The 25,590-nt window shown below is 43.1% G+C and carries 26 protein-coding genes; 9 read left to right on the top strand and 17 right to left on the bottom strand.

Annotated features, from left to right (window positions below):
• Positions 1-135 precede the first annotated feature (135 nt).
• Both Q0C29_RS07770 and Q0C29_RS07765 read left to right on the top strand, forming a co-directional pair.
• A complete protein-coding gene (locus Q0C29_RS07770) occupies positions 136-915 on the top strand; it encodes a thioredoxin family protein (RefSeq protein ID WP_292000091.1) in 780 nt (259 codons plus the stop codon).
• Positions 897-1,823, top strand: coding sequence for a homoserine kinase (locus Q0C29_RS07765; RefSeq protein WP_292000090.1), 927 nt, complete (start codon positions 897-899; stop codon positions 1,821-1,823). Before Q0C29_RS07770 ends, Q0C29_RS07765 begins: the two co-directional genes overlap by 19 nt.
• Here Q0C29_RS07765 and Q0C29_RS07760 read toward each other — a convergent pair.
• Entirely contained in the window at positions 1,810-3,591 is a 1,782-nt protein-coding gene (locus Q0C29_RS07760) for an aldehyde ferredoxin oxidoreductase family protein (protein ID WP_292000089.1), read from the bottom strand. The two genes, Q0C29_RS07765 and Q0C29_RS07760, sit on opposite strands and share 14 nt — an antisense overlap.
• Positions 3,592-3,750: 159 nt before the next feature.
• On the opposite strand from Q0C29_RS07760, the gene Q0C29_RS07755 reads away from it, so the two are divergent.
• The gene (locus tag Q0C29_RS07755) at positions 3,751-4,632 is read left to right on the top strand and encodes a fumarylacetoacetate hydrolase family protein (protein ID WP_292000088.1); all 882 of its coding nucleotides are present in this window, start codon (positions 3,751-3,753) and stop codon (positions 4,630-4,632) included.
• On the opposite strand, the gene Q0C29_RS07750 is transcribed toward Q0C29_RS07755, so the two are convergent.
• Positions 4,629-5,012, bottom strand: a complete 384-nt coding sequence (locus tag Q0C29_RS07750; protein WP_292000087.1) for a PIN domain-containing protein — start codon at positions 5,010-5,012, stop codon at positions 4,629-4,631. The two genes, Q0C29_RS07755 and Q0C29_RS07750, sit on opposite strands and share 4 nt — an antisense overlap.
• A gap of 105 nt (positions 5,013-5,117) precedes the next feature.
• Here Q0C29_RS07750 and Q0C29_RS07745 point away from each other — a divergent pair, with 105 nt between their 5' ends.
• Positions 5,118-5,807, top strand: a complete 690-nt coding sequence (locus Q0C29_RS07745; protein ID WP_292000117.1) for an HAD family hydrolase — start codon at positions 5,118-5,120, stop codon at positions 5,805-5,807.
• 247 nt (positions 5,808-6,054) lie between these two features.
• Here the strand turns inward: Q0C29_RS07745 and acs are convergent, their stop codons facing one another.
• The 5 genes from acs to Q0C29_RS07720 all read right to left on the bottom strand — a co-directional run bounded on the left by acs (position 6,055) and on the right by Q0C29_RS07720 (position 12,899).
• A complete protein-coding gene (acs, locus tag Q0C29_RS07740) occupies positions 6,055-8,058 on the bottom strand; it encodes an acetate--CoA ligase (RefSeq protein ID WP_292000086.1) in 2,004 nt (667 codons plus the stop codon).
• A 98-nt stretch (positions 8,059-8,156) separates the two neighbouring features.
• Positions 8,157-9,296, bottom strand: coding sequence for an N-acetylglucosamine-6-phosphate deacetylase (gene nagA / locus Q0C29_RS07735; protein ID WP_292000085.1), 1,140 nt, complete (start codon positions 9,294-9,296; stop codon positions 8,157-8,159).
• A 23-nt stretch (positions 9,297-9,319) separates the two neighbouring features.
• Entirely contained in the window at positions 9,320-10,066 is a 747-nt protein-coding gene (locus Q0C29_RS07730) for a DUF1614 domain-containing protein (protein WP_292000116.1), read from the bottom strand.
• A gap of 43 nt (positions 10,067-10,109) precedes the next feature.
• Complete coding sequence (locus Q0C29_RS07725) at positions 10,110-11,390, bottom strand: amidohydrolase (RefSeq protein ID WP_292000084.1); 1,281 nt, start codon at positions 11,388-11,390, stop codon at positions 10,110-10,112.
• A 57-nt stretch (positions 11,391-11,447) separates the two neighbouring features.
• On the bottom strand, positions 11,448-12,899 hold the full coding sequence (locus Q0C29_RS07720; RefSeq protein ID WP_292000083.1) for a cobyric acid synthase: 1,452 nt from the start codon (positions 12,897-12,899) through the stop codon (positions 11,448-11,450).
• A 53-nt stretch (positions 12,900-12,952) separates the two neighbouring features.
• On the opposite strand from Q0C29_RS07720, the gene Q0C29_RS07715 reads away from it, so the two are divergent.
• Entirely contained in the window at positions 12,953-13,795 is an 843-nt protein-coding gene (locus Q0C29_RS07715; RefSeq protein WP_292000082.1) for an ARMT1-like domain-containing protein, read from the top strand.
• Positions 13,796-13,813: 18 nt separating this feature from the next.
• Here Q0C29_RS07715 and Q0C29_RS07710 read toward each other — a convergent pair whose 3' ends face one another.
• On the bottom strand, positions 13,814-15,271 hold the full coding sequence (locus Q0C29_RS07710) for a dihydrolipoyl dehydrogenase (protein ID WP_292000081.1): 1,458 nt from the start codon (positions 15,269-15,271) through the stop codon (positions 13,814-13,816).
• A 224-nt stretch (positions 15,272-15,495) separates the two neighbouring features.
• Between Q0C29_RS07710 and Q0C29_RS07705 the strand changes: the two genes are divergently transcribed.
• Positions 15,496-15,924 (top strand): iron-sulfur cluster assembly protein, encoded by a 429-nt coding sequence (locus Q0C29_RS07705; RefSeq protein WP_292000080.1) that lies wholly within the window; start codon positions 15,496-15,498, stop codon positions 15,922-15,924.
• A gap of 4 nt (positions 15,925-15,928) precedes the next feature.
• On the opposite strand, the gene Q0C29_RS07700 is transcribed toward Q0C29_RS07705, so the two are convergent.
• The gene (locus Q0C29_RS07700) at positions 15,929-17,086 is read right to left on the bottom strand and encodes an alkaline phosphatase family protein (protein WP_292000079.1); all 1,158 of its coding nucleotides are present in this window, start codon (positions 17,084-17,086) and stop codon (positions 15,929-15,931) included.
• Positions 17,087-17,398: 312 nt separating this feature from the next.
• Between Q0C29_RS07700 and Q0C29_RS07695 the strand changes: the two genes are divergently transcribed.
• Positions 17,399-17,683, top strand: a complete 285-nt coding sequence (locus tag Q0C29_RS07695) for a MoaD/ThiS family protein (protein ID WP_292000078.1) — start codon at positions 17,399-17,401, stop codon at positions 17,681-17,683.
• A gap of 358 nt (positions 17,684-18,041) precedes the next feature.
• On the opposite strand, the gene Q0C29_RS07690 is transcribed toward Q0C29_RS07695, so the two are convergent.
• From Q0C29_RS07690 to Q0C29_RS07670, 5 genes are all read right to left on the bottom strand, one after another.
• The gene (locus Q0C29_RS07690; protein ID WP_292000077.1) at positions 18,042-18,368 is read right to left on the bottom strand and encodes a nucleotidyltransferase domain-containing protein; all 327 of its coding nucleotides are present in this window, start codon (positions 18,366-18,368) and stop codon (positions 18,042-18,044) included.
• Positions 18,353-18,742: a HEPN domain-containing protein gene (locus tag Q0C29_RS07685; protein ID WP_292000076.1), complete on the bottom strand. Its 390-nt coding sequence runs from the start codon at positions 18,740-18,742 to the stop codon at positions 18,353-18,355. Before Q0C29_RS07685 ends, Q0C29_RS07690 begins: the two co-directional genes overlap by 16 nt.
• Positions 18,743-18,862: 120 nt before the next feature.
• The gene (locus Q0C29_RS07680; RefSeq protein ID WP_292000075.1) at positions 18,863-19,426 is read right to left on the bottom strand and encodes a DUF6884 domain-containing protein; all 564 of its coding nucleotides are present in this window, start codon (positions 19,424-19,426) and stop codon (positions 18,863-18,865) included.
• A gap of 8 nt (positions 19,427-19,434) precedes the next feature.
• On the bottom strand, positions 19,435-20,349 hold the full coding sequence (locus Q0C29_RS07675) for a hypothetical protein (protein WP_292000115.1): 915 nt from the start codon (positions 20,347-20,349) through the stop codon (positions 19,435-19,437).
• Positions 20,350-20,391: 42 nt separating this feature from the next.
• On the bottom strand, positions 20,392-21,030 hold the full coding sequence (locus Q0C29_RS07670; RefSeq protein WP_292000074.1) for a hypothetical protein: 639 nt from the start codon (positions 21,028-21,030) through the stop codon (positions 20,392-20,394).
• A gap of 174 nt (positions 21,031-21,204) precedes the next feature.
• Here Q0C29_RS07670 and Q0C29_RS07665 point away from each other — a divergent pair, with 174 nt between their 5' ends.
• Positions 21,205-21,351: a DNA-directed RNA polymerase subunit P gene (locus Q0C29_RS07665; RefSeq protein WP_156769912.1), complete on the top strand. Its 147-nt coding sequence runs from the start codon at positions 21,205-21,207 to the stop codon at positions 21,349-21,351.
• Between the two features lie 4 nt (positions 21,352-21,355).
• Here the strand turns inward: Q0C29_RS07665 and Q0C29_RS07660 are convergent, their stop codons facing one another.
• The 3 genes from Q0C29_RS07660 to Q0C29_RS07650 form a co-directional block, all read right to left on the bottom strand.
• Positions 21,356-22,231 carry an SMP-30/gluconolactonase/LRE family protein gene (locus tag Q0C29_RS07660; RefSeq protein ID WP_292000073.1) on the bottom strand — a complete coding sequence of 292 codons (876 nt, stop codon included), beginning with the start codon at positions 22,229-22,231 and terminating at the stop codon, positions 21,356-21,358.
• Positions 22,232-22,340: 109 nt separating this feature from the next.
• Complete coding sequence (gene nucS / locus Q0C29_RS07655) at positions 22,341-23,123, bottom strand: endonuclease NucS (protein ID WP_292000072.1); 783 nt, start codon at positions 23,121-23,123, stop codon at positions 22,341-22,343.
• 204 nt (positions 23,124-23,327) lie between these two features.
• Complete coding sequence (locus Q0C29_RS07650; protein WP_292000071.1) at positions 23,328-23,795, bottom strand: hypothetical protein; 468 nt, start codon at positions 23,793-23,795, stop codon at positions 23,328-23,330.
• Between the two features lie 177 nt (positions 23,796-23,972).
• Between Q0C29_RS07650 and Q0C29_RS07645 the strand changes: the two genes are divergently transcribed.
• Positions 23,973-25,590: ABC transporter substrate-binding protein (locus Q0C29_RS07645; RefSeq protein WP_292000070.1), on the top strand; the 1,618-nt coding region annotated here is incomplete at its 3' end.

Raw genomic sequence — 25,590 nt, 5'->3', positions numbered from 1 at the left:
TAACTAATAGAAATATTTTTAGGTTATTAATAGTACAGTGAGGAACACTGGGTGTACTCAGTATATATAAATATATACTTAATTCATTACCTAACCGTAGTAAGTTTTTTAACCATATAGTTTAGGGGGTGGGTAATGGAGGTAGAGGTTTTCGTGCATCCAACGTGCTCAACATGCCATTCCCTCATAAGGCTGCTGAAGCAGTGGGGATTCATAAATAGGGTTAAAATCTACGATACCTCAATTGATCCACACATGGCCTTAGAAAGGGGGGTTAGATCAGTACCAAGCGTGTTCATAGATGGTGAACTAGTGTTCGCTGGTATTGTAGACTTTAAGAAGCTTAAGGATATTCTAAATACTGGGTTACTTACTGAAAGAGTTGCATTGAGTGATGATGAGTTAATTAGCAGGTTCCTGAGGGGTGTATTGGATTCTGTGGCTACTGCACTATGGCTTTACATCAACGTTAACTGCAGGGCCTTCACTAATGACGTGAAGTTCCTTAGGGCAATAACGAACTTATCAATCTATGATGATGGTAATTTAAATAGGTTGATTGAAATCCTTAAGGATGATGAAAAGTGCAGGAGTATTGTGGAGAACAATAAGGAGAAGTTCCTTAGAGTAATAGCAACCAACTTCACTAGGGAGGTTTATTGGCTTAATGGTAAGGTTAATGATACTGACGCATTAGGGAATTACAACCTACACTCAGTAGCACACTGGGCCATGGTCAGGGGTTCAGTCAGTAGGGTTGGCTTAGTCCCGCATAGCCTCAGTGATGGTGAATTCAGGGGTAAGATTGAGGAACTTTGGTCATACATTAGGGTTCACTTCAATGAATTAATGGATAAGGTTGCCTCAGAGCAGGAGGAGCTTAGAGGTGACTCTGATTGGGTACTGAGGAATTGATCGTTGAAGCTCCTGCATCAATAGCTAACCTTGGCCCAGCCTTTGATGTAGCAGCGCTTGCCGTTAATCCACCAAGTGATATTGTTAAAGTTAAGGTTAGTGAAGGTGACGGCATAGTGATTCGTAATTACGGCGAATATGCCTCAAGCCTACCCAGTGAGTATCGTGGTAACTCAGCTCACCTAGTTGCCACCAAGGCCATTGAACAGGCTGGGTTAAGGAGGAGGATTGAGATTGAAGTGTTTAAGCGAATTAAGCCCGCCAGTGGGTTAGGTAGTAGTGGGGCAACATCTGCTGCGGTGGCGTATGCCTTGAATAGGTTGCTTAACCTAGGCTTAGGTGACTGGGACTTGGTTGAATTAGCGTCATATGGTGAATTAGCCTCCGCTGGTGTTAGGCATATGGATAATGTAGCGGCATCACTGTTAGGGGGCTTAGTGCTAGTTAACCCTACAGTTAGGAGGGTCACTAGGGTCAATTTCCCTGAATTAAGCATAGTTGTGGTTATTGAGGGTTCTAAGCCTAACACTGGATTCATGAGGAGTATTTTACCTAAAGCCTATGAGTTAAGTGATGTAGTGGCCAATATGGCTAACGTTGCTCAATTAGTGGCGTCAGTGTTAATGAATGACCTAGACTTATTCTCAAGGGTCATTACTAACGATAAGGTGGCTATGCCCTATAGGATTAAGGTTTATGAACACTGGGGTGTTGTTAAGAGCACACTTGAGAAGCACGGGGCCTTAGGGGTCATATTAAGTGGGGCTGGACCATCAATAGCAGGTTTCTTCAAGGAGGAACCACCGATTAATGAAATTAAGGGGGAGTTAGCTAAGGCTGGGTTAAGCCCCATGGTTATTTTAACTAAGCCATCTAATGAGGGGGTTAGGGAAGTTAATCATTATTGAGTACGCCTAATTTAATTAAGGTCTCCGGCTTCGGTACGCCTCTCTCATCATAACCCCTTAACCTATAGTACTCCTTAACCATGCTTGCCCATTCCTCCTCAGTGACAATGTAGCTCTTACCCTCATACATGACTGGTTCCTTAAGCCACCTAGGCGGTAACCTATCCTGCTCTATGGTTGTTCCATTCATGTACCTATGCATCACTATTATTCTTTGAGCCGCATCCTTAAGTTCATTAATAGTGTAGTTGAAGCCTGTGACTGCATTAAGCGCTTTACGCATGGTTTCCCAGTCATAAATGTACCTGCCGAATTTACACAATAGCATTGAGTCGTAGAGTGTGCTACGCTCCTCAAAATCCATTACTGCAGTTACCTTTTCACTGCCAGTAGCGAACCTGCCTCCACCTTGACCAGCTATGTCAATTGAGTAGGCCATGCTCCATAAGTGGTCTGCACCCCTTTCAGATACAGCATTGTTAAGAATCATGCCTTTAAGGGTCCTTGGGTCATAGCCGGCTGGTTCAAGGCCCTTAACATTTATGGCTAAGTCACTGACACCAAGCTTCTCCCCAATACCCCTAGTGCCTAGGGCTATTAACTCACCTAAGCCCCTCCTGTAGGCTGCATCTATTATTAGTCTCCTAATACCCTCATAGTCACCCCACTTAGGTGCATCCTTAACAATACCCTTTTCCCCAAGGTATATTATGAACGCTATTGAGTTACCTAGGCTTATTGAGTCGAAGCCAAGCCTATCAGCCAATTCACCTAATTCAATCAACTCCTCAGGGTCATTAACACCAGTTAATCCTCCAAGGGCCATTGAAGTCTCATACTCTAGGTCGTAGCCACCACTACTTGACTTAACCACTTTATGGCAGGCCACTGGGCAATATAGGCATGCCCCATTCTTAAGTAGGTACTTGGGTTTAAGGACCTTCTCCCACGATATCTTCTCCCACCCAGGCATAACTACCTTAGTCCAGTAGAGGCTTGGGAAGAAGCCCATGTTATTACCAACATCAATTAGCCTAACCGTACCCCCATTCCTCAATGACTGTTCACCAGGGTTTGTCACCGACAGTTTACCAAGGTTCTTAACTAAGTCCTCATACTCCTTAGCATTAGCCACATCAACATTCTTCGATGAGGGTAGGAAAACTATGGCCTTAATCATCTTAGAACCCATTACAGCTCCACCGCCTGTTCTTCCAAATTGCCTCCACTCCTCATGATTTATGGCAGCGTAAGGCACCTTATTCTCACCGGCTGGCCCAATGGTTAATACTGCGGAATCCTTAAAGGAACGCTTAAGTGCTCTCTCCGTCTCAACAGTGTCTAAGCCCCATAATTCACCTGCGTCCCTAACCTCAACCTTACCGTCAGATATAATGAGGTAAATAGGCTTACTTGACGCGCCAATGAGCACTAATGCATCAAGCCCTGAGTACTTGAGGTAAGCCCCCAATGTACCCCCCACCGTTGAGTAGTTCCACCTATTGTTAAGCGGTGACTTAAAGAGGGCAATAGCCCTCGTGGCTAGGGGTAGCCTTGTTCCACCAAGTGGGCCTGTGGCTATTATGAGTGGGTTCTCGGGGCCGTATGGGTTAACGTCACTTAACCTAAGTCCCATCTCCATTATTAGCCTCAATCCAAGTCCCCTACCTCCAATGAATAACCTAGCCCACGACTCCTTAACATTATCAATACTTAAGGAACCATTACTTAGATTAAAGCGCACTATGCGTCCTGCATACCCATGCATACGGATCTTTAGCATTTTACATATTTAAACATTACTACATCACACCTTAGACACTGGATACCTATCAACCATCCTCACACCTTAGATACTTAGTTTCATGAAAAGGTTTAACGACTAATGACGTGTAATACTTTAAAGATGCATAGGAGAAGAACCCGTATGAGGATATTCAGGTTAACTAATGGGGAATCCACGTTCCAATACGCGGTGGTTGATGGTAAGGTGTTTGAACTCGGCGTTGACCCTGTAAAGGCCCTTATTAGTTACGCTAATGGTAGGGTAGTGGGACTTGGCGCTGAGGTTAATATTGATATTAATCAATTGTTAAGTAAGGATCACAGGAGCAGTGGGTTGAGATTCACTAAACCCTATGATCCGATTGAGGTTTGGGGAAGCGGGATTAGCTACGAGGTTTCTAGAAGGAGGTACTCTGAGGAAGGGGATGTGGCTAAGATAGGGGATAAGACAATATATGAGAGGGTTTATGGCGCTGAAAGACCTGAAATATTCTTTAAGGCAACTGCAAACAGATGCGTAGGCCATGGTGAACCAATAGCCGTTAGGGGTGACTCAGAGTGGACTCTCCCTGAACCTGAATTAGGCGTTGTGATCACTAGTAATGGTAAGGTAATCGGGTACACGGTTATTGATGATGTGTCTGCAAGGGATATTGAGGCCGAGAACCCGCTTTATTTACCTCAATCAAAGGTTTACAATGGATGCTGCGCCTTCGGTCCATTCGTAGTGACGCCTGATGAGATTAAGGACCCGTACTCGCTTCAAATAAGGCTTAGGATAATTAGGGGTGGTAAAAGCATTTACGAAGGGGAAGTGAGCACTGAGCGTATGAGACGGAGGATTGATGAGCAGGTTAAGTACCTGATCAGGAATAACACAGTACCAGATGGTACAATCCTCATGACTGGTACTGGGATACTGCCTGGTAGGGATGCTGCATTGAGGGATGGGGATGTTGTTGAGATTAGCATTAGCGGGATAGGTACATTAACCACGCCGGTTATTAAGCTTAAGGTTGATTAAACAGTGAACCTCCTTAAAGCCCTCCTATAGTATATTACAACAACTCCACTTCCCTCAGCCCTTCTCCTAAGCTCAGCATCACAAGTAACCAGGAATCCACTTGTTTCCTTAGCTAAATTAAGCACATCATCATCAGCCTTACCATCTAGTGCGGCTATAGAGAAGTAGCGGGGTATTATACTATTAAGCACCAGGGAGGCTGCCTTACCTCTCTTTCCCCCCTTCTTGGCCAGTAGCCATAGTTCCCTAATCACGCTAACAGTCACCACAGGTATGATTAAGTCCTCAACAGCCTCCTTAACATCATTAATCACATCAATCTTCTCCGTTACGGCTAAGAGTAAGGCACTGGTATCGAAGACAACTACCCTAATGCCCACTGCCTCAAGGCATAGGGTGGGTTTATTAACCATACGTAGGACGCGCGAATACCTAACCCTAATTCATAGCTTACCCTTTTAAAATGGCTTAGGGTGATTAAAGTGATGGTGAATATACTGCTTGCTGTTGATTACCATAGGACCCTGGCTGATGAGAGCGAAGTGGGCTTTAATGTATCAGAGCGGGTTATTGACTCCATATTAAGGTTCCTTAATTCAGGCAACGCATTCGCAGTAGTCACAAGTGGGGCAACAAGGCATGTTAAGGGGTTAGATGCTTTGAAGGGTAGGTTATTCATGGCCCTTGAGAATGGGTTAATTGTGATAACACCCAGTGGCAGTAGGGTAATTAATGTGCCTGTTGATTGGTGGCAATTAAGGAACACTATTAGGAACGCATTAGTCAATATGGGTGTAGAGTTCAGTGAGGGGGAGGCATCACTTTTCATTAAATATGATCCTGTAGTCATCAACGCGCTACGTACCTATGGTGTTAGAATTGAGGTTAATAGGGGCATGGTTTCAATAATGCCCAATGGTATTGATAAGGGTTATGCGATTAATGCACTTAAAAGAATAGTGAAACCTAGTGCCGTTATTGCCATGGGGGATGCTGAGAATGATGTACCCATGCTTAAGGCTGCGGATATAGCAATTGCCGTTAATAATGCAATACCCGAGGTCAAGAGCATAGCCCACTACGTAACTATGGGGAATGATGGAGATGGCGTTATTGAGGTTATTAACAAACTATTGAACTGTGAACATGAATTAATAAAATGCATAACCGGGTGAAGTAGATTAAATTCATGCGCAATTTGATTTAGCGGTAAGCTTTTATTATTGTACTACGTGAAGGAATAATACTTGAGGAGGATTTTGTTAAAGCCATAAGTGTTGAGCTAAGATACTTAACCTCAAATGGAAGATCCACTGCATTGATCTTAGTGGAGCCTAGAATGCTTGGGTAAAACTAGTGAACCTAGGCTAAGGTCCAGCTACATTAATGAAAATACCATTAATGAGGGGGTAATTCTTAGGCTTAACCCTGCTGGTTTACTAACTCTCTACTTAACTCTTCGTAAGCCTTCTTAGCCTCATCAATACTTGTCTCATCCTCTAACGTGGTTGTGTCACCAAGAGGCTGTTTCATAAGAACCTGCTTAAGTAGTCTCCTCATTATCTTCCCACTCCTAGTCTTAGGTAGCTTAGAGACAAAGACTATGTTCGCTGGTTCAGCTATTGGGCCTATTGCGGTTCTTACCCAGTTTCTCAATTCCTTAACTAATTCCTGACTTGGGTTAACCCCACTTCTAAGTACAACGAAGGCTACTGGAACCTCACCTTTAATTGGGTCAGGGACGCCTACTACGGCTGATTCAGCGACGGCCTTGTGTGATACTAGGGCTGACTCTATCTCATAGGTGCCAAGCCTATGACCCGACACCTTTATAACCTCATCAGCCCTGCCTAGAACCCATATGTAACCATCATCATCCTTAATGGCCCAATCACCGGCATAGTACATACCTGGGAACCTACTCCAATAAACCTGAATATACCTGTTTGGGTCACCCCAAATAGTCATAAGCATTCCAGGCCACGGCTTCTTAATAACTAAGTAACCCCTCTTACCTTGAACAGGCTTCCCCTCATCGTCCACCACATCAGCGTCAATACCGGGTAATGGTAATCCATTAGTTCCCGGCTTAAGGGGTATTAGGGCTAATCCAGGTGTGTGACTTATCAGTATACCTCCCGTCTCAGTCATCCACCAGGTTGAACCAAATGGTACATTACCCTTCCCAAGCCACTTCCAAGCCCACCTCCATGCCTCAGGGTTTATTGGTTCACCGACGCTATGCATTATCCTTATTGTTGAGAAGTCATGGTTCCTAACCCACTCATCACCATACCTCATGAAGGTCCTTATTGCCGTTGGCGACGTGTAGAGTATTGTCACACCATACCTCTCAATAATCCTCCACCACCTGTCTGGGGCTGGGTAATCTGGGGCACCCTCATACATTACTTCAGTCACACCCTCCATTAATGGTCCGAAGACAATGTAACTATGCCCAGTAACCCAACCTATGTCAGCCGTACACCAGTACACGTCAGTATCTTTAACATCGAAAACCCACTTCATTGTTGCATGAAGGAGTGTCATGTAGCCTCCGGTATCGTGAACAATGCCCTTAGGCTTACCCGTTGTACCGGAGGTATACAGTATGTAGAGTGGGTGCTCACTCTCAATTTCCTCAGGCTTAACATAAGCATTAATGGGCACGTCACTTAGTAATTCATCCCACCAAACATCCCTACCATTAACCATGGGTGTATCCTTAAGCCCCATCCTCCTGAACACCACCACTTTCTCAACGAATTGAACACTCCTTAGGGCATCATCAACAACCTCCTTAAGCCTAACAACCTTCCCCCTCCTCCAAAAGGCATCAGCAGTGAAGATTACCTTGGATTTAGCGTCAATTACCCTATCTGCCAAGGCTTGGGCACTAAAACCTGAGAAAACCACTGAGAATATTACCCCTAATCTGGCTAGCGCAAGCATTAGTATTGGTAATTCAGGTATCATGGGTAAGTATATGGTTACGGTGTCACCCTTCCTTAAGCCGAGCTTCTCCTTAATAGCGTAGGCTAACCTATTAACCTCCCTGTAAATGTCATAGTACGTTAACTTCCTAACCTCCAGCGGATTACCAGATGAGTCAACTGGTTCACCCTCCCATATTATCGCTACTTTATTCCTACGCCACGTGTTAACATGCCTATCAACAGCTAAGTACGATGCATTCAACCTACCGCCAACAAACCATTTATAGAATGGAGGATGAGGATCAGCCACCAGTACCTTATCCCAGGGCTTAAACCAGTCTAGTTCCTTAGCAACATTAACCCATAGTTCCTCAATATTCTCAAGGCTTTTATCATGCATTTTCCTGTATGATTCTATGTCTGTTGAATTAGGCCAGGACTTCAACTGTATTTTCTCCCTATAAGGCAGATTCTCTTCACTAATTGACATAAAATAGAGCATTTCACATTACATTTATAAATATTTCTCAAACCGTATTGATTATTTACAAATATAACATAATTAATTATTGTTAAAATTATTATATTTCACACAGTGTAAACAACACTACCATTAACGTAAGTAGCCATGATCCTCAACGCATCATCAAGAATTATGAAGTCTGCCAAGCAGCCTGGCTTAAGACACCCAATGCTGTGTTCACCAATTGATTGAGCTGGATTAGTTGAAGTAAGTCTCAACGCATCACTAAGTCTTAAACCGATTTTCACAAGATTCCTCAAGGCATTATCCATGGTTAACACGCTTCCAGCCAAGGTACCATCAGGTAAGGTTGCCTTACCACCCTTTACGATGACCCTTAAACCCCCTAACTCATATTCCCCATCACCAAGACCTGCAGCAGGCATTGAATCTGTTACCGCTAATGCCCTATGTATGCCGGCATACTTTATTGCAAACAGTATTGTTTCAGGCCTTAGGTGAATTAAGTCCGTTATTAACTCAATGTAGACGTCCTCTGAGTCAAGGAGAGCCATAGCGGCCCCTAACTCCCTATGGTGTATGCCTGTCATTGCATCAAATAGGTGCGTTGCCCTAGATGCGCCTAGGGCTATGGCTCTCATTACAGTCCCATAGTCAGCATCAGTGTGCCCTATGCTGACTATGACACCAATACTGGAGAGATGCTGAATAAGGCTTAACGCACCCTCAACCTCAGGTGCAATGGTCATTATTCTTATCAATCCACCCGACTCCTCATAGTACTGGTTAAACTCATCTACCTTAGGCAGCCTAATTGCAGATGGATTCTGAGCCCCCTTCCTCTTGGGGTTTATGTATGGGCCCTCTAGGTTAAGGCCAAGAACCCTAGCTCCCTTACCCCCATTACCCCTATACTGCTTAACAATACCGGCAACCCTCATGATGACTTCATGCGGTGCTGAAACGGTTGTGGGAAGGAATGAGGTTACGCCGAATTTAGCATAGCATTCAGCTAGCTTACTTAACTCTGCTGTTGTTTTAATTAAAGTTACCTCAATTCCACCGCAGCCATGGGTATGTGTATCAACCAGTCCAGGTGCTGCTGAGTAACCCCTATAGTCAACATCAAAGGCGCCTCCCTCTTCTATGCCTATTACCTTACCGTTTTCTACTATTAAAGTAGCATCATGGAGTACATGCATTGGGGTGTATAACTTATCCACCCTAATTCTACGCTGAACCATACGTTAATCCTATTAACGTGATTTTAAAGTGTTGACACTAGGGATGCATAGAATACTGCAAGTACCCCTGTGAAGAATATTCCATCGAAGGTTCCTGCACCACCAATATCGGCAATCACGGGGGCTATGTCTATAATCTTACGTAGGTTAAGTAAATCAGCACCTATTAAGGTGCCTAGGACACCGGTTATGTAAGCTACCACGGGTGTTACGAATATGTAGGAGTTTGCCATGAAGGCAACCGCCATGTATGATATGAAGGCGGCCAGTATAGGTGGTATAATGGCTGGGGTCACTATGCCTATTGCTGGCACAACCCTGGATACCTTATTAACCATTAGTGAAGTTAACACTACCGACACCACTATGGGGGTAATTAACCTTGGGTAGTCTGCGCAGAGCAGGTAAGCCAACACTAGGGAGACTGTTACTGGTATTAATGCTCCACCAACGTTTAGGGATATCATCGTCCTCCGTGATTGAGTTGAAATAGTGGGTATCTTGAAGGTCATCCCGAAGAAGGTTATTGACGTGAAGCTTGGTACGTAAACCATTGCGTTAACCTCGTAAATAACCACATGTACTGCGCTAGCCAGTAGGCTAACCACTGTTATGAGCAGGCCAATTACTATTGAGTAATATGATGATATACCTATTAGTGATAATGCGGTGGCTAGGTTAAGCATGTAGACTGGTAGGGTTACGGCGGATAAAATGAAGTAGACTATGCCCCTCATCCTTGTGAATGGCCAGTAGACAAGAACCTTCACGGTCCCCAACTACTGTGTCGGTGATTGGGATTTAAATTTTAAATCAATGCAATAACCTACTGAGTATGAACTCGTTTAACTCACTACTGAGTGTTAAAGCCCTTTCAATAAGCTTCTGGCGATTATGTGGACCATAGGCCACTTCACCATTAATTATAACGTACTTAACAGCGCTACCTGTAAATGAGAAGACTAGGTTATTAATAATGTTGAGTCTATTCAGGGGATTAACGCTGGGGTTACTGGTGTCGAGGACTGTGATATCACCTAAGTAACCTGGGGTTATTAAACCACCCCTTAACCCAACAGCCCTATAACCATTAACCGTAGCCATCATTAAGGCTTCCGAAGCCGTGAGCACCCCTGCATCCCAGTAATTATTTCTCTGCAGTAGTACTGAAAGCCTCATCTCCTTAAAGAGGTCCAGCGAATCCCCAGTGCCTGGTCCATCCGTACCAAGGGCAACATTACTACCCCTTATTAATTCCCTTATCGGAAAGAAGCCTGCCGTGGCTAGCTTCATGTTTGATGAGGGACAGTGAACCGCGGTTGCCTGTGACCTAAGTATTAACTCAATCTCCCAGTTAGTCACCCAGCCTAGGTGGACAAGTATGGTGCTTGAATCAAGTAGCTTAAACTTATTGAGAACCTCCACAGGGTAGGCACCGTACCTGTCCCTAATCCTATAGACCTCCCACCTAGTTTCACTCACGTGGGTGTGTAGCCTTAGGCCAAGTTCCTCCTTAAGTTCACTGATCCTCAGTAGAGTATCCTCACTATTAGCGTAGATGCTATGCATGTTTAACACTGGCTTAACTAAACTAGAGCCCTGTGCGGCAGCCACAAGGTTCCTTAACCTATTCTCAGTGAGCCTAGGGTCCTCGAACTCATCGATGAAGGTTGGCCCCTCAAAAACCCTTACCCCATACTTCTCAGCTAAGTCAATTACATTAGGGTTGAAGTACATGTCAAGCACACCGGCTGTACCATTCATTAGTGATTCAATTAAGCCAAGTTCAAACCCCTTAAGCACAGCCTCATCAGTAAGCCGCCTCTCCATGCCCCAAATAATCTTTAACCAGTCCTGGAGCTCTAAACCATCGACAAGCCCCCTAAACATCACCATGGCTAAGTGGGTGTGCGCGTTAAAGGGACTTGGGATTGCAATACCTCCGCATTCCACAACATCAACCCTACTGTCATTAACCTCCCCAACCTTCTCTATCACACCATTATTAATCAATACGCTTGCATTCTCCATAACATTAACCTTACCATCCTCAGTGGGTGTAATCACGTATCTGCAATTCCTAAGCAGTAACACGAGGTTAGTTAAACTGCGTTACCCTTAAAATAATATTGAGGCGCAGAGGATTAGGGGCTATAGGTCGATGGTTAAGTTACTGTTAACCACTGCGGCCACTTCATCAACCCAGTGAAGTAATGCGCTTATTGACGTATACTCACTTACATTTACCCTACTGCCCTTAGCCATAGTTAACACCATGCCTCTAACCTCCGGGTTACTTAACACGTCATGTAGGCTTGTTGCCAGGATCCTCTTATCTTCATTAAAGTAACCATCAGGTTCCCTCACTGGGGTACCGTTCCTCTCGGTAATAATCATGCTTGGTTCATCACCAATGTAAGTTAACCTACCCCTGCGTATCTCATACCCCGTAATCAACCTACCTGAAAGGCCACTGAACACTGCCTTACTGTGGGCCACTATTTTATCCTCATGATAAGTCACCCTCGCCTTAATTACCCCTAATCCCTTAATATGGCCTGGGTTACCGAATTCAACGCCAGTTGGGTCACTCATGGCTTCTGTGAGTAATTGAAAGCCACCACATATGGCTAGTATGGGTGTTGAACCAACCATTCTAATTATCTTATGGTCAAGTCCACTTCTCCTAAGCCAATCCATGGCTAGGGCAGTGTTCTTAGCTCCAGGCAGTATGAGTAGGTCTGGTTCACCAAGGGAATCAGGCCACTTCACGAACCTAACATGAGCATCCTCCATGGAGAGTACGCTGAACTCATGGAAATTAGAGATTCCTGGGTATGAAACTACGGCAATGTCCATTGACCCATCACCGAAGTCCACCATGGCTTCAGAATCCTCCGGCCATAGGTAATGAGCCTCATTAACCTCAGGAATCACCCCAAATACCCTTCTACCAGTCTTCTCCTCAAGCCACTTAACGGCATCCTCAAGTATCCTTGAGTCACCCCTAAACCTATTAATTATGAAACCCTTAATCAATTCCCTCCATTTAACCGGTACTGAGTTATATAGTCCAATAGCGCTTGTGAATGCGCCACCTCTACTTATATCCAGTACTACGTAAACATCGGCATTAAGGTAATCTGCTGGTCTAAAGTTGGCTACATCACTAGTAATGTTTGGTTCATAGGCGCTTCCAGCCCCCTCACCAACCACTAGACCATTGGTTAAAGCCCTCAATCTACTTAAGGCATTCCTAACAATCCTCCACTTATCCAGTGGACTCCTACTATATTCACGGTACTCCATTAAACCCACTGCCCTACCCATTACAATAACTTCACTAGTCATGTCACCGATTGGTTTGAGGAGGATTGGATTCATTTCAACTAATGGCTCGAAACCAGAGGCATAGGCCTGCATTGCTTGAGCTAGGGCTAATTCACCACCATTTGAGGCTGGGTAACTATTTAGACTCATGTTCTGGGCCTTAAAGGGCACTGCAACTCTATTTTTCCTATTTATTAACCTAAGGAGCGCGGTAACTAGCATCGTCTTCCCACTGTTGGATTGAGTTGCGAGAATGTAAATACTCCTCTTCACTGCCAATAGGCAACTTAGGTAATCTTTATTTAGGTTACCCCTTAACCCTCATTGTGCAGTATATAGACTATGCGGAGTGCACGTTATGCGCCTTAACATCTAGGCTCAGTGAGTTAAAGAAGTTTAATAGGTCGGATCCTGAATCAGTTAGGAGGATAATAGTGAGGATTGCCAATGACCTACCCCTCGGTAGGTCTAGGACATTCGCCAACTCCTTCGAGGAGTTATCAAGCATAGTTGGTTCAGAGGATCCATATGCTAATGATAAGGCTCGTTATGAGAGGATAGCAAGGGAGATCATTGTACCTAGGATCATTAACGCCAGTGAGGTTGAGTTGATTAAGGTGGCTGCAGCGGCTAACTCAGTCGATGTACCAATGTTCAACTACACGTTTAATGAGGATATGCTGGTTCGTAGTATTAATGAGGAGCCAATATGGTTGGGCATTAGTGAAGGTGAATTATCAAGCATAGTGAGGAGTGTTAGGGAGGTTACGTACGTGGTTGATAATGCTGGTGAATTCGCAGTGGATAGTGTATTGATTAGTAAATTAGCAACCCACTCTAGGGTTACTGTTGTAACTAGGCTTAAGCCCTATGAAACTGACGTGACGTACGATTACGTTAAGGGAATCATCAACGGCAGTAACATTAACGTAGTTAACACTGGTAACCGTTACCCAGCCTTCTTAAGCAATGAAGTGTACAATAGTTACATTAGGAATTCCGACCTAGTCATATCGAAGGGTGTTGGTAACTTTGAGGCTTATTTAGAATCGGGAATTAAGCACCCTAATGCATTATTCCTATTCAAGGTTAAGTGCGCCCCACTTCAAAGGATGCTTAACGTTGAGTTTAATAAACCTATAATACTTCACTCAAGCTACCTAAAGTGAATATAATTAAGGTACTCATCATAGGCTGTACCTAATGGCGGCCCTATCTATTGACTCGAAGATCGTTGGGTGAGCGTGGGCTAGTAAAGCAATGTCCTTCACCCTAGCGTTAACTGCTATTGCCAACGCTATTTCATTTATCATCATTGAAGCTGCCTCACCATAGATGACTCCACCAATGATTCTTTGCGTTTCCTTCTCAATAATTACCTTAACCCAGCCGTCTCTCACTCCTATGATTTGGGCGTAAGAATCATCACTTAATGGATATTGAACAACGGCGTAGTTTATTCCCCTAGCCTTAGCCGCATCCTCACTTAACCCAACAACGGCCGCCTCTGGTTCAGTGAATATAGTCATGGGTATAGTATTGAAGTTAACCTCGAAGATTGGCCTACCCATCATTATGTTCCATGAGGCCACCACGGATTCCTTTACTGCAGCGTGGTAGAGCATGTACTTACCTATTACGTCACCTGCAGCGTAGACATTAGGTACCTTGGTTGCCATACCGTTGTTAACGTCCACGTGATTCCTATCAACAATACCCAATTGGCTAAGCCCCTCAACATTAGCCCTCCTACCAACAGCCATTATGACCTCTGAGCCCGTCACATACCCTACGCTCCCATCAGGTTTACTGTACTCGACGATCTTCTGTCCACCATTCTCCTTAATTCCAATTACCCTTGAGTTAGTTAATATTGTGACACCCCTGCTCTTTAACTTATCCTCAATCATTGACACTATGCTTGAGTCCCATCCACTTAATATTCTCGGCAGCATCTCAACTATTGTAGCCTTCACGCCTAAACCACTTAGCACTGAGGCTACTTCAACACCTATGTAGCCTCCCCCAATTATAACTACATCACTGGGAATTCTCCTAAACTTAGTCCTGTATCCGAATAATTCCTGGCTACCGAGCGTTAATTCAACACCTGGTACAGGTATCTTTATTGGTAATGAACCCGTGGCGACAAGTAGGTACTTTCCCTCCACTTCCCTGCTCCAGGAACCATCAATGGACTCGACGAGTACTTTATGGTTATCAATTATCCTTGCAATACCTTTAACGAAGTCAACATTACCGTGTTCCTTAATCTCCCTAATATGTTGAAGATACCTTGTGTACTGTACATTATCCTTATGGTCTATTAAGTTCTCCCAAAGTAGCCTAATCTTCTCCACATCATTATTACCCACTGATCTTAATATACCCCTTAACTTCTCAAGCAGATACAGTGATACTGATACTGCCTTAGATGGTATACAACCCTCATATAGGCAGTTACCGCCTAGGTTCCCCTTATCATCAACCAGAAGTACATTATAACCTCCTTTACTTAACTCAAAAGCACCATGATACCCACCACCCCCACCACCAATTACAACCACATCATACTTACTGGCCCTTGGAGGATCCTCGAATTCAGCATCAGTTGGTGGGAAGGTCTCATATTTTCCAAGTGACATGAGGAGGGTTGCCATTGTTGAGATTTAAAATCCTAATATGTCATAAAATTAACAATAACTTGCCTAAATTTCACATTTTTGACTCAACACTGCTTCTTAATCTAAGGTTCCTAAATGGCTTACCTTACTGCGGATTCACTGATAAATACTGTGATTAGGGGTACCGCGTAATGCCGGAAGGTTTTTAAACACGTGACGCTGATGGTATATTGTAGGTGAGTGTCATGAGCAATAATAACGTTAATGCTGATGAGGAGGTTAACTTCACTTCCAACTTACCTCCAGAGAAGGTTAAGAGAATAGTGGAAGCGCTTAGGGATGTTTATGACCCTGAAATACCAATTAATGTATATGACTTGGGCTTAATATACGATGTTAGGCTTGAGGATGATAATAAGCTTAAGGTTAAGATGACGCTAACAGCGGTTGGCTGCCCATTATCACAGGACTTGGGTTACAGGGTTGGGGAAGCCATACAGGCTGCTGTGCCTGAGGCAGCTGACATTGACATTGATGTGGTTTTTGACCCACCGTGGACACCCCTTAGAATGACACCCCTAGGTAGGGAGATGTTTAAGGCAATATACGGTTACGACATAGTAGAGCAGTGGCAGGCTCAACAAGCCCAGGAGGAAAACCAGAACCAGCAATGAGTTATCATAGGTTTACCACTGATAGGGGAACCTTCATCTCATAGTCAAGTAAACCAGCGTGATGCCCCTTAAACTTAGCCACCTTATCATCACTAAGCTTATACAGGTATATGAGGGCTGTGGTATCAAGGGGGATTACCCACAGGTCACCCATCCTTTGCTCAGTGTACCCAGTAACCCCACCAAGCAGTTCCTTAACCTCGCTTGAATTATAAATGAGCAGTCTCCTGCCTGTTGCGGATAACGTATCCTTAACCTCCCCCTCAAGTGACTTATCGCTTAACTTAAGTTGAAGAGCCCTTGGTTCACCATAAGGCGCCACTGATAATGGATCCATTAACTTAGCCATAACCCTCAGGTTAACTACATCACCCTGCCTAACCTGAACCTGACCATGGTCAGCAGTCAACACTACAGTTGTTGATTGAGGTATGTGCCTAATTAACCTACTCAACGTATTCAGGAGTTCAATTAATGCTACCCTATACTCCTCTGAGTCTGGACCATACTCATGTTGAATCGAGTCCAAGGTAGATATGTAAACGTAGACAAGCGCATTATTTTCAAGAGCTCTGGAGGCAAGTACTAACGCGTCATAAATGCTTACGTACTCCTTAACTTCAGCGCCCCTGTATATTAAGTCTGATAAACCACCACTTAGGCCCTTTGGCACTATAACTACTGAATTATACCCATTTAGCTTGGCTTCCTCAAATACTGTTGAGCCACCGTAGAAAATAACCCTAGGGTCGTAGCCAATATCCTTCAACTCCCCCCTCTTCCCATCCGGCATCAATCCCATTGTTAAAGTGTTAACTAACCCACCAATCTCCTTAACATACATGACTGTGCCCAACACACCATGTACACCGGGAGGTACCCCCATTGATAATGTGGTTAATACGGTTGAAGTTACTGATGGGAATACGCTCGTCAACTCCTCAATATTACCAAGCCACCTAGCCTCCTCACAATTACCGCAGTATTGCCTTAAATGAACGTAACCTAAGCCATCAATGAGGAGCAGCAGCACTCTCTTACCCTGAATCTTATCAATACCCCTCAAACCCGGATACTGGTTCTTAACGCCAAGAAAGTCAGATACCGATGATGATAAGTTAAGTAAACTCCCTCCACTGTAATCAGGCTTAATCACGCTCATATTGAGGAGAACACATGAGTGTTTTTAACGTTAATACCACCTTGAGACTGTATAATACCCTTATCCCTACGATACTTCAAGTATACTAACGTGGAGGGTTCACGGGGATTAACTAGGATTTACCTTTCATTGCGGTTTTCATTTTGCCCTTGAAATACTGTAGATTACATGACATGAATAATAAGGAAATTATCAACGATTAAAAATGAAAATTACGTAAAAATAACATAGACTTGCATCTAAGGTAGGTCTCATAGTTATTGGTGAATTATTGCAAAAGATTTATTAGTACACGGCTTGCGTTCAGTATTAATGAAGGTTACCGTTAAGTTCCTGGCGATTTTCTATGAAATGGCTAAGACACTTAGAATGGAGTTTAATGTACCTGACGGTATTAGTGTACGGGAGTTACTGAGGATTATTGATGAGAAGGTTAACCCTAATATCTCAAAAACACTGCTTAGTGATGATAGTGGATTAAGGGAAGGCTATAATATTCTTGTTAATGGAAGAGCTATTGATTACGTTAAGGGCCTAGACACAACATTAAAGGATGGGGATGAAGTAGTTCTCTTACCACCAATAGGTGGTGGTTAAGGGTATCATACGTATTTAGTAGCCTTCACTGAGAATTACTGATACCTTACTTTCTAAGCTACTATAAGGGTATACCGAATAATGATAGGGCATCACTTACTCACAATTATGTAAGGTTTACTATAATAAGTACCTAAACTTCACTATTCATTGCGTTTGAAACAAGTGGCTTAAATACTGTTCATTGTCTAGTTTTGGAGGACCATAAAAGTCTCTAGTTAATACGGGTTAATACCCGTAAATGGGAGAACCTAACTGCCTACTAGGCACCACCCACTATCCCTATAGGCTAAGGGTAAGGGTGCTTCATGAGTGAAAATATGGATGCAGAACATATGCTTGATGCATGAGAATCTAGTTAACATCTAATTTCAACCCTTGGATTAAAAAACTCTTTATAGAATTCCTCATAATCCTTCCAATTAGAATAATGAAATTCAAATGGAGTCACATCACTTTTAAGTAAAGACAATATGTAAAGATTCATTTTAGCCTGCCACGCAATATCACCAACTTTATCACTTACAATTAGGATGTCTATATCGCTTAAGGAAGACGCATAGTCTCCTCTAATTACACTACCGAAGACTACTATCATTACGTCTGGTAGAATCTTCTTCAGTGAACGGCAAATTTCTTCAGCGTAATTTCTCCAATTTTTAAAGTACTCTACTCTTTCTGCCATAAGCCTATCACCTCTAGAAATTGCTTCACTAAATTAATTAGTTTAATAGAGACATCCTTATCGTAAGTAACTGGAAAATACCTAGAACCGGTGTAAGATAATTTCAGTAATTGTATTAAATCTTTATTATTATTTTTTAATTCGAAAAGTTCCGGTCGTATATCCTTTACGGAATTTATTAATTCGTCAAGGTCATGAGTAAGAGGATAACTTCCCTTGCTCTCAAGAAGCATGGCTTTTAGGGCTAGCTGTAAAGATTGCTCGGCATGGAAAATTGCAAAATCATACCAACCTTTGTCGAGATCAGAAATTGCTTCCCTTAAGAACCTTACTGCTCTATCCTTGAATGCATCAATAACCTCTTTTCTTCCCATATTTATATTACTCTTCCCCTAGTGCTTAAAATATTAGTGTTGCATGAAAACAATATTAGTAAATTATTAAAACCTGAACGATCGAGGCCAGTAAATAGTATAATGTATCTTAGATTACATTTAATGCTGCAGGTTTATAATCCTCTTAACGTAGTCGCCCTGCCCCCTAACTCTAATTAACTCGACATTGGGGCATTCGTCAAATGGCCCTAATATTGGTGAGTAAACTATTATCCTATCACCTACGCATGGGTTGAGGCCTAGTTTACTTACTAGGTAATCCATTGCTAGCATGTAGGGTTTAGATAATCTGACCACAAGTAGGTTAAACTTAGAATCAATGAAGCTCCTAATCCCCCTGTTACCATTCACGTTCCTAACCCAGCCATCAACCACAGCCCTATAATTGCTCAGGGTTATTTTAGCTTCATAGGGTATTATAACTTGATCCCCACGTATTAGACCATACCTAGCGGATAGTATGAATGTTGACTCAGGCTTAAGCTTAAGGTATTGAATAGTTTTGGTGAATTCAAGGCCAGTATACATTTCGAACGCTGGTAATGAGGGTATGTTTAACTTATGCTTATCCTCATTCTCAAGGTCTAACCCAGGTGGGTTACTTACACTAATCCTCTTACGTGCACTACAGTAGATCAATGCACCAACATTATGCCTCAACATTAGGGTAATCACCCACTACCCTTAATGTAAGCCCTATACACGTAGTAAGCAGCAGCAACATCAAGGGTTGAGAAACCCACCGACTTATACACAGTGTACCCATTATCCCTCATGCACTTGGCATCACCTGAAAGAACCTCGGAGAGATCCATTAACCTTAGGCCTGTGAAATCCTCCCCAGCCTCACTTAAGACAGCCCCCCTATTATCGGCAAGTATACATGAGGCGCCTTCGAGTACCAACCTACTAATCTCATTTATTGGCTTAGGCGCCCCAACAGATATTACATGAACCCCAGCCCTCGGCTTCACATCTAAAACAGGTGATGTTGAGGTTGTTGCAATAACCACAGTGCTACTCTTATCAATAACCTCCCTCACGTTGGTGGTAATATGCGTGTTGATGCCTAACTCCTGAACATACCTAGTGAAATCCATTAACCTACCCCTCCCCCTACTCGCAACGTACACTTCCCTTACTTTGAATAATCTTGAGAAGACTAAGGCATGATACTTGGCCTGCTCCCCAGCGCCAATGAAACCCAACACGTCAGTGGAGGCGGCGGTGGCAGTGATGCTTAATGCTGATGCGGCGGCGGTCCTTAAACCTGTTAATGATGAGCCGTCAATGGCTAATAGGGGTGTGCCATCAGTCTCACTGAAGAGTAGGACGACGCCATGTATTGTCTCAATGCCTTTGTCTGCGTTACCTGGGTATAGGTTAACTACCTTAACGCCAACGCCCATTCCCTCAACGTAACCTAGCATTAAGCCCCACCAATTTCCCCTAATGCTTGTGCTGAATCTGGGTGGTAGTTCACCATGTCCCCTATGTAGTTTAATTAAGGCATCCCTTACCGTTTCAATAAACTCACTGTAGTTGATTAACTGCATTAACTGCCCCTTAGGTATGAACCTAAGCATCACTGGTTAGTTAGCTGGTTAAGTTAAAAAGGATTCTCAACCCTATATGACTATTATCTCCACTGAGTCATCATTCTCCTTGCCTGATGATAATGCCCTAATGCCTAATCCAGGTGTCTTAAGGATGTATGGCTTAACATGCTCACTAACCTTAATGCCTATCCTACTGAGTATGCTCTTAGTCTCCTCAGTACTGAAGCTAACCTTAATCTTATTGCTCTCAGGGATTTCACCCACCTTATTTACTACATCACCGTATCCACTAATGTCACCGATAACTAATGGTAGACTCACAACCAGTAGGACTGGGTAGTATTGTGAAACGGATATTACGTAGTTCCTAGCCAATGCAACGTAGGCTTCAGGGTTTTGGAAGAATAATTCGAAACTATCAATCACGTAACCCATTATTGCCCTACCCCCTGAGCAGGATAAGTCAACGTCATTGTTAATGTTCTTAAAGGACTTAATCACAACCCTACCACTACTTAACCCGGCTGTAGCCTTCCTAACTATTAGTGTTTTACCAGACCCGTAGTCGCCCATTAGCATGTAAAGGCCTGGTTTACCTGATCTAAATATTGAAACAACCCTCCTATACGCACGGATTGCACTCTCCCCCATTAGTTCAATTCTCTTAACCTCATCACAGCTTAAGTCCTCTGAAAACGGCTTATACATCATTCATGAGTAATTCACTAAATATAAGGGTGTATCGTTTAGGATAACTGCAGTACTGCCTTGTGTAGAAACGTATTTTAAGGGTTGAGGGTAACCACGATTGTGAGTGAGGGTAATAATACTGTTGAGGAGCAGGAGGTGAGCGAGGAGGGGGTTGAGGAGAGGAAGATCTACATGTGCCTAAGCTGCGGTAGAACCTTCGGTAAAAGTGAACTTGAGATATTTGGTAGGTCTGCAAGCACCATAAGGTGCCCCTATTGTGGCTACAATATCGTCATTAAGGTCAGGATCTTCAAGGGGAGTTCAATAACCGCTGTTTAATGGCTTAGAACCTGCACTTATTAACCACAGTACCCTTAATATTCAGGTTAAGGCTGAACACGTACCCATCGGGGCCGCTTGTTTGCCTACTCCTATCTGTTGCGGTGGTTATGAATAATGTCTTTAAGTCAACCCCACCGAAGGTGCATGATGTAGTGAACTGGGCCGGTAACTCCACTTGATCAACAACATTACCGTTAACTGGGTTAATTCTAAGAACCCTACCACCACCGTATAATGCGACCCAAGGGTAACCCTCAGAGTCAATCGTCATACCATCAGGTACACCGGGGAAGCTGGATAAGTCAAAGTAACCAATAACGCCATCTAAGGCACCCTCACCCTTATTATACTTAAACACTGTAACCCTCCTTGTTGGACTATCAATATAATACATTACTGAACCATCCCCAGACCACGCAATACCGTTTGATATAGTAACAGACCCCAGTATCTTCCTTAATCCCGCTGAGTCAAGGACGTAGAGTGAACCAGTGGGGTTCCTTTCACCCATATCCATTGTACCAGCCACTAGGCGGCCCATTGGGTCGCACTTACAGTCATTAAACCTATTGCCAGCCCCCTCATTAACAGTGGCTAATGTCCTTATTACTGAACCATCCCTTGGATTAACCAGGATTACCCTATCCTTAACCGTAACCACTAGGTTACCATCATCATTAGGCATTACGCAGCTTGGGTATGGGCCAACCTTAATTGACTCAGCAACACCGCTACTTAACCTGTATGAGTGAACCCTATCACCAAGTATGTCAACCCAGTACAACACCCCAGTGTCAGGGAGCCATATGGGTCCCTCACCCAATATGGACCTCGGGGCATTACTTAAGGTTACTGGTTTACTTAACCCTGATGCCATAGGGCTTTTAGGTAGTACATAACCTTATAAGTATTAAGCATTCTAGACTAAGGCATGCACCATGGCGTTAGTAGTCCCTGAAGCTCACATACCTTAAAATTAACCCGAGCTACTCCTCATTCTTAAGGCTGAATCCAGTTATGTTAGCATGCGTGTACCTCCTGAATTCTAACCCGTAATCCCTAAGGTACCTGTACGCTGATGTTGATATCCAGGCAGCAACCAATATGCCCCTAATAACCCTACCAGGGTTCTTACTGGCAATGTAGTCCACGTACCTTTTAAGCTGATGTACAGCCTCAGGTGAGGCTTCACTCCTCTTAACCTCAACAACCACTAGGTTACCTGACTTATCCTCGCCAAGCAGGTCAATGCTACCAACCATTGTCTCATACTCCCTACCAATCACCCTAAACCCATCCTCAATTAACCATGGGTTAGCTACAATAGCATCAACAATATCCTTCTCAGTCCCTATGACCTTAAAGTCCTCGGTTAACCCCAACTCCATTGACGCAACCATGTATACTTCAGGAACATAAACAGTCACGTATTCCCTCGGACTACGCCTAATACTCCTTAAGACGAGCACTTCATCATCCACTGAAACGAAGAGTTGTGAGCCAGGTGGATTCCATATTATTGGCTTCTCCCTACGCCCCTCATGAATCATCAACACCCCATCAGGCTTAGTTACTATTAACCTAGGCATTAACTTAATCTGAGCAGCAGCCCTACCGCTGTAAGTAGCCTCCACTTGACCATAAATCACTATTACTTTACTAGCCTTATGCTTACTTATGAATTGAGCCGCATCCTTAACAGGCGGATTAATTAAGTAGCCCAGCATCCAACCCATAACCACTAGGGTCTTTTTAACCCACACCGACACTGGTATGGCGTAATCCCTAGTGATTCACGAAGACGCCGCTAGAAAACCACAGCAGCTTCAATGTAATACTACCAATAATGCAGAAAGCCCTTATATTATTTGGTGGGTTTTTAGTTGGTATGCCGTGATTCAGGGAGAATGCTTCACCCAGTTAACCAAGAAGAATACTGGCTAAGTAACTTTAAAGCACCATAATTGAGATATTCATCCCTTACTTATCTTTATGAAGTATTTTCCATCGCATGCGTATACTGGTATTGTTAGTTTAATGTTGCTTATGCTTATTAAGTATTGAAGGGCGGGTGTTACCATTAGGCTTCTGTTAATGCCCCTGAAGGTAATGGTTACGTTAAAGTACGCTACTGACGAGATGACTTCATGCATTGCACTGCAGTACAGTGAACTATTTAATGGAATCATCATTATCCTTAATCCACTAATGCTGATAATTAATGGGTTAGCGTTTAATCCAAGATAAGTACTAGTAATGTTAATTAATAGGCTAGTTGAGGTATTATACAGTAGACTAGGCTTAACGCAGTTTGAGCCATTAAGAATAACGTACGTGTAGTTAAAGGAGCCATTAGAGTAGCCGTGAGGAATCAGTAGTAATGCTACAGTAGCAGTAAGTACTAACGCAATGCAGATAATCATGATACGAAACACAATCACACTATCCACCAGGATTAGGCTAATTATGTCTAATTTAAATTAAACCACAACATTAGGAATCTAACATGTTTAATAAGGGTACTTAACTACCTAGAAAAATAATAATGTAATGCGTAAAATATTTTAGCATTAGATCGTAGTAATAAAATATTAATTATAGTACATTAACACTTAACTATGGTTAACGTAAAAACCTACCTACCAGTCATTCTAATAGCAGTAGCAATAGTAATGTTAATGCATACTACTACCGTCAATGCACAGCAGGTAACACTTAGGATAGGAGCAGGATATACTGTTTATGTTCCATGGCCTGCACCATGGTGGAATCCATGGGCCCCAGGTAATTTAGTGTGGTCTACTATTGACCAACCCCTTGCCTTAATTGACTGGTCAACCTTAAGGCTTTACCCCATTCTAGCTAAGAATTGGACTGTTCAGCTATTTCCAAATGGTTCCGCCTTAGTTACCATCTACCTACGTAAGGGACTTTACTGGTTTAATGGATCAGCAGTAATGCCCTTCACTGCATGGGACGTTTATGCTGAATTCTACATTGGTGTAAAAGCTTTCGGATGGTATGTGCCTTGGATTAATCAATCACTTGTAGATGAGGACATTAGGGTGCTTAATAATTACACGATACAGATTCTGTTCCAGAAGTGGGCATTTTCCAATGAAATATATGTACTAGCAACCACGATGTATACTCCTTATTTCGTGTGGAAGCCTGTAATTGAGGAGCTTAAGACCATGAATGTGACGCAAGCTATGAATTTTGGAAGCAATAACATTACTAAGATGATTGTGCCTTATTGGGAAATAGGACCATACTATGTAACATCAGTGGGGGCATCTGGTGTAGTGATTCAGCTTGAACCGCCTAATGTACTTAAGCAGTGGTATGAAGTATTCCCCATAAACTCCTTCTCATATTACCCAACGGTAGAGTATACGTACACTACAAGTTATTCTCAACAATTTACAATGCTGCTTGGCCATCAAATCGACTGGATATGGGCAGCTCTATCAACAGCGCAAATGGATACTCTTAATGCAACAGGTAAGATTGACGTTGGTACTCCATACTGGGACTTTTGCCAGACTAAAGGCTTATGGCTTAATCCCTTAGTTTATCCATTCAACATTCCTCAGGTTAGGCAAGCCTTCAGATACATATTCAACAGTACTGCCATAGCGTTAGTTTTTCCCACATCATACTTCCCCACTAAGCATGACTTATGGATCAGCGACTCATTCCTAAGAATTGCAGCACCAGAGAGCATTAGGAATATTGCAATTGACTACCCTATTGGTGGTAACTGGACTGAGGCTGCTCAATTACTTGAATCAGCTGGGCTTTATAAGAAGGGTAATCAATGGTATTTACCTAACGGAACACCTTTAAAGCTAACAATATACGTGTCATCATTTCTTACTGATATGCAGGAGGAGGCTAGTATTGCGGCAGAGGAGTTAGAAGCATTCGGCATTCCTACTACTGTTCTTTCAATGGATCCGGCTACATTAAACAGCAGAATAATACCTAGTGGTGATTTTGAAGCTCTTTGGGGCTTCTGGGTTTGCCCAGCTGGTTACTTAGGTGCATTCTCCGCCATGGATAGTCTTATTTATGTGATGCCGTTCACCTTCTTTGGAGCAAATAGTACTATTAATAAGATGGCTTGGCCCTTTGCTTGGCCTAATGTTGTTAATGGTCACTTAGTTAATTGGTATTGTAAGCCTTATAATGCTCCATCATCAATGATACTGCCTAACTACACTATCGTATGGT

Source organism: Caldivirga sp. (assembly GCF_023256255.1).
Taxonomy (GTDB): domain Archaea; phylum Thermoproteota; class Thermoprotei; order Thermoproteales; family Thermocladiaceae; genus Caldivirga.
Note: the sequence above shows the minus strand (reverse complement) of the source record. Positions and strands in the feature narration are given on the sequence as shown.

Coding starts and splice junctions, on each gene's coding strand:
- Q0C29_RS07670 (WP_292000074.1), bottom strand. CDS start 21,030: ATGTATAAGCCGTTTTCAGAGGACTTAAGCTGTGATGAGGTTAAGAGA.
- Q0C29_RS07760 (WP_292000089.1), bottom strand. CDS start 3,591: ATGCATGGGTATGCAGGACGCATAGTGCGCTTTAATCTAAGTAATGGT.
- acs (WP_292000086.1), bottom strand. CDS start 8,058: ATGTCAATTAGTGAAGAGAATCTGCCTTATAGGGAGAAAATACAGTTG.
- Q0C29_RS07665 (WP_156769912.1), top strand. CDS start 21,205: ATGTGCCTAAGCTGCGGTAGAACCTTCGGTAAAAGTGAACTTGAGATA.
- Q0C29_RS07685 (WP_292000076.1), bottom strand. CDS start 18,742: ATGGGAAGAAAAGAGGTTATTGATGCATTCAAGGATAGAGCAGTAAGG.
- nagA (WP_292000085.1), bottom strand. CDS start 9,296: ATGGTTCAGCGTAGAATTAGGGTGGATAAGTTATACACCCCAATGCAT.
- Q0C29_RS07675 (WP_292000115.1), bottom strand. CDS start 20,349: ATGCTTAGGTTCATACCTAAGGGGCAGTTAATGCAGTTAATCAACTAC.
- Q0C29_RS07690 (WP_292000077.1), bottom strand. CDS start 18,368: ATGGCAGAAAGAGTAGAGTACTTTAAAAATTGGAGAAATTACGCTGAA.
- Q0C29_RS07705 (WP_292000080.1), top strand. CDS start 15,496: ATGAGCAATAATAACGTTAATGCTGATGAGGAGGTTAACTTCACTTCC.
- Q0C29_RS07660 (WP_292000073.1), bottom strand. CDS start 22,231: ATGGCATCAGGGTTAAGTAAACCAGTAACCTTAAGTAATGCCCCGAGG.
- Q0C29_RS07770 (WP_292000091.1), top strand. CDS start 136: ATGGAGGTAGAGGTTTTCGTGCATCCAACGTGCTCAACATGCCATTCC.
- Q0C29_RS07680 (WP_292000075.1), bottom strand. CDS start 19,426: ATGTTGAGGCATAATGTTGGTGCATTGATCTACTGTAGTGCACGTAAG.
- Q0C29_RS07710 (WP_292000081.1), bottom strand. CDS start 15,271: ATGTCACTTGGAAAATATGAGACCTTCCCACCAACTGATGCTGAATTC.
- Q0C29_RS07745 (WP_292000117.1), top strand. CDS start 5,118: ATGGTGAATATACTGCTTGCTGTTGATTACCATAGGACCCTGGCTGAT.
- Q0C29_RS07755 (WP_292000088.1), top strand. CDS start 3,751: ATGAGGATATTCAGGTTAACTAATGGGGAATCCACGTTCCAATACGCG.
- Q0C29_RS07700 (WP_292000079.1), bottom strand. CDS start 17,086: ATGAGCGTGATTAAGCCTGATTACAGTGGAGGGAGTTTACTTAACTTA.
- Q0C29_RS07695 (WP_292000078.1), top strand. CDS start 17,399: ATGAAGGTTACCGTTAAGTTCCTGGCGATTTTCTATGAAATGGCTAAG.